Here is a 3364-nt window from a genome sequence, read left to right on the forward strand (position 1 = left end):
ATTGTGCGAGATCCACGACTGGTCGTTTCTCTGCGCGATGGACACTGTTGCAAATCGGCTGCTTTGCGCTGGCATCAAAGCGGCTTGAACGCAAGGTTCTGCCAAGCCCAACGGGGCCGTCCGGTGGAACAGCCCCCTGGTGCTTCAGGCAACCGGCTTGCGCCACACGCTGGCGAGCCACGGCTGCCGCTCACGCGGCAAGCCGGCGGGCCGGTAATAGTGCTCGATTTCGACGAAGCCCGCGTCCGCCATATATCGGCGCCATGCTTCGAGATCATGGAAGACGCCGTAGCGGCCGTGACTCCAGCCTTCCTGATTCGTGCCGCGCGGGTTAGAGCTGAACTGCTTGATGAGCGTTAGAGACGCTTACCTTTCCCGACAGCGCTTACGACGGAGCAGTCGGCGTTACAACTTTCAATTCCTTTTCATTGTGTCGCTGGTGTGGGTAGAAGTTGTAGAAAATTTCCTTAGCATCATTCCAGCATTCAGCCAACTCCGCCCGGCATCCATCTACCCATTCAACGATAGCATCCAAGTTACTGGGTAAATCGCCTTTGAGCGCGGCGGCTGTTTCTAGGTCGAGCTCGAATTGGTAGCCACCACCACGCACGACAACGGTGGGACGCGCGGACGAATCAGTACAAATGCAAAATGCCTTCGCGATGTCAAATTCGTGAGTAGAGGGAAGTAACGACGCAAGCGAGGTCAATGAATTCTGGCTTACGACTGCAAACCCATATTCTCTAAATACGTTTCGTCCGTGCGATTCAAAAGAATACGGAACGAAAGCAGAATCGACCAGCGCGGCTACGCTAACGATACGCAAAGGCGAGAGGGCATTAAAATATAACCACCAGGTTCCCTCTTTTGTCCGAGCATTCTTGTAAGCACGCTTCAACTGAGCGTCGCTTAAAGAATTTAGATCGTACAGCGCGGAAAGTCCCATGCTTCTGGCATACATAGGTCGTTCGTTCACTTTCGACCAAGCGACGAAAGAATGAAGCAGCGGATCGTCGTCATCCAATTCCACAGCAATCCGAACGGCTGTCTTATCTGCCATTGCTTCGTTTTCCATAGGCCGACCTTGAACCCGTTCGATATATCTCTTTTGGGATTCCGTTGGGCGCTCCTTACCAGTGAGAAGGCCATGCCCCCAATGAGTTGAATCGGTGGTGAGCCAAAGCACTCCGTACATTATGCTGCCGTTGCCTCGGGTAAGCGTGCTCGGCTTGAGACCACTATGCAAGATGCTTTCAGCCATTGCAACGGAGGTGTAGTGATAGAGAATCATTATTAAAAAATTCGTCGATATTTTATTTTCGTGTAACGCAAAGCAAATTGTCCACCAACGTACCACAGCTCACATGTTTCAATGCGTGCGGACTGGCTTTCGTCGGACAGTGACGCCTCACCTTTCGAATATCGGCACGGAAGAATAAAAACTTTATGGTGCTGCGACACATCACTGACTCCAGTCATCGATTGCCTGTTGTAACCAGCGCCCCGAGGCGTCCTTTTTCAGGGCAATCTTCGGCGATTTAGGCGTCTGTATCGAACATCCGGAACTGGCCGTGAACGGAAGATCGAGTCGAACAATGAAGCGCTGCACTGATAGCTGCGATCGCTTTTGTGTGCAGGCCCCATCACTTATCGACCATTGCTGATTACCCGAAGTTGCCTCACACTCACGAAGTAACCGCGACGCTGGGCGTTGTTGCGTCGGGACAAAAACAAACAGGGTTATCTAATGCCACAAAAAATCTATTTTGACGAGTCGGGGTTTACGGGAAATAACCTCCTCCATCCTGATCAGAAGTTCTTTGCGTATGCTTCAGTCGCCACCAGCGACGATGAGGCAGACGAGTTTGTGAGACGCGTGATCGAGAAATATGGTGTACAGGGCGGTGAGCTAAAGGGTAGCAAGCTGGTCAAATTCGCTCGCGGAAGGAAGGTGATAGATGAGATTCTTGAAAGATTCGGAGGAAAAATAAAAATTTCGATTTCAGACAAGAAATTTTCATTGGCGTGCAAACTCTTTGAGTATATTTTTGAGCCGTCGATTTCGGATATTAATTCGCTTTTTTATGGTATCGGTTTCCACAAATATATCGCAAATATCCTCTACCTTGAGTTTTCGGCGCGCGGAGCCGGCGCGGAGGAAATATTCCAGGAATTTGAGGAACTCATGCGCTCCGGCGACGAAGATAAGCTGCCGAACATCTTCTCTTCCTCTGCCCATTCCGAAAACTCACCGGTGATAGCGCAGATCCGCGAGTTTGCGCAGCTCCGCTCGGATGACATTCGCAGAGAGCTTTCTGCGCTCAAGAATTCCGGCGCCGGGAAGTGGATTCTTGATTTGACGAACACAGCTCTTTACACCCTACTTGCGAGCTGGGGGATCCAGTATTCCCCGATCACGGCGATCTGTGACCCGTCCAAACCGCTTCAACACGATCCACACATCTTCGAGTCGATGATTGGCCGCGATGAAAAGTTGTTCAGTGACTTTGGCGAGGAACGACACCCAATCACCTTCAACCTGTCGGGTCCGCTCGAGTTCGCAGACTCAAAGAAAACCCACGGCATTCAGATTGCCGACGCAGTCGCTGCAGCAGCAGTGTATGTTTTCTCCAATGCGAACGACGAGGACGCACAGAAGTGGCGGACAACAATCCTCCCTGTAGCAACATTCGGCAGCGTAATGCCCGACTTTGACGAAGTGCGATTGCGAGACTTTCGGGTTCAGCGCAACGCTGTGCTCCTCATGGAGTTGCACGCGCGCGCAAAAGCTGGGAAGAGCTTGACGGAGGGGATGCCCGAATACATTCGCGCGCTATCCCGGCGCCTCGTTGTGGACCCTATACCCTTCAGAAGCTTCGCTGGCGCGTAGTGAGCGCCACACGCGATCAGAGCGACTCAGCATTGGTGACGTGCAAGACCCAATCGTCCCTCGTCACCGACTGGCGCAAAATCTATCGCTTGTGGGACCGATCCGTTACATCTTCTGCAGGCGACAATCGTCGAGCGACGGTCCGCTGTCTGGCGCGGAGCTGACGCTCGAACGTCAGTCAGAGCGCGCACACGAACGACCGCTTCTGGCCGGCTACTGCCTGATGCGGTCGGCCGAAGCCAACCGAGATGGAATCGACACCGCCCTTCCGGGGGTGGCGGCCAGCAGAAGCGCAGAGGCGCTCCACAACCGATCGGCACCAATGTCGGCTTATTGAGGTGCTCGTTCGTTCCTGCCTGTCTAGACATAAGCCGTAGCGTTTTGTGGCTCTAAACCAAAGTTCTTCATGGGCCGCCGATCAAGCCAAGATCATCGCCGGCACCAGCCGTTGGTATGCGGTGTTAGATTCGATTC

The 3364-nt window shown here is 53.1% G+C and carries 2 protein-coding genes and 1 pseudogene; 1 reads left to right on the plus strand and 2 read right to left on the minus strand.

Features of this window, described 5'->3' with window-relative positions:
- Nucleotides 1-144: 144 nt before the first annotated feature.
- Both P0D96_RS47630 and P0D96_RS47635 read right to left on the minus strand, forming a co-directional pair.
- Nucleotides 145-342, minus strand: a pseudogene (locus P0D96_RS47630) (SAM-dependent methyltransferase); the annotation flags it as partial.
- A 43-nt stretch (nt 343-385) separates the two neighbouring features.
- Nucleotides 386-1291 carry a hypothetical protein gene (locus P0D96_RS47635; protein WP_408321243.1) on the minus strand — a complete coding sequence of 302 codons (906 nt, stop codon included), beginning with the start codon at nt 1289-1291 and terminating at the stop codon, nt 386-388.
- A 456-nt stretch (nt 1292-1747) separates the two neighbouring features.
- Here P0D96_RS47635 and P0D96_RS47640 point away from each other — a divergent pair, with 456 nt between their 5' ends.
- The gene (locus P0D96_RS47640) at nt 1748-2890 is read left to right on the plus strand and encodes a DUF3800 domain-containing protein (protein ID WP_408321245.1); all 1143 of its coding nucleotides are present in this window, start codon (nt 1748-1750) and stop codon (nt 2888-2890) included.
- Nucleotides 2891-3364 lie beyond the last annotated feature (474 nt).

Source organism: Paraburkholderia sp. RL17-347-BIC-D (assembly GCF_046027915.1).
Lineage (GTDB): Bacteria > Pseudomonadota > Gammaproteobacteria > Burkholderiales > Burkholderiaceae > Paraburkholderia.

Excerpts from the sequence above, each read along its gene's own strand:
- P0D96_RS47635 (WP_408321243.1), bottom strand. The coding sequence starts at position 1,291 with ATGATTCTCTATCACTACACCTCCGTTGCAATGGCTGAAAGCATCTTG.
- P0D96_RS47640 (WP_408321245.1), top strand. The coding sequence starts at position 1,748 with ATGCCACAAAAAATCTATTTTGACGAGTCGGGGTTTACGGGAAATAAC.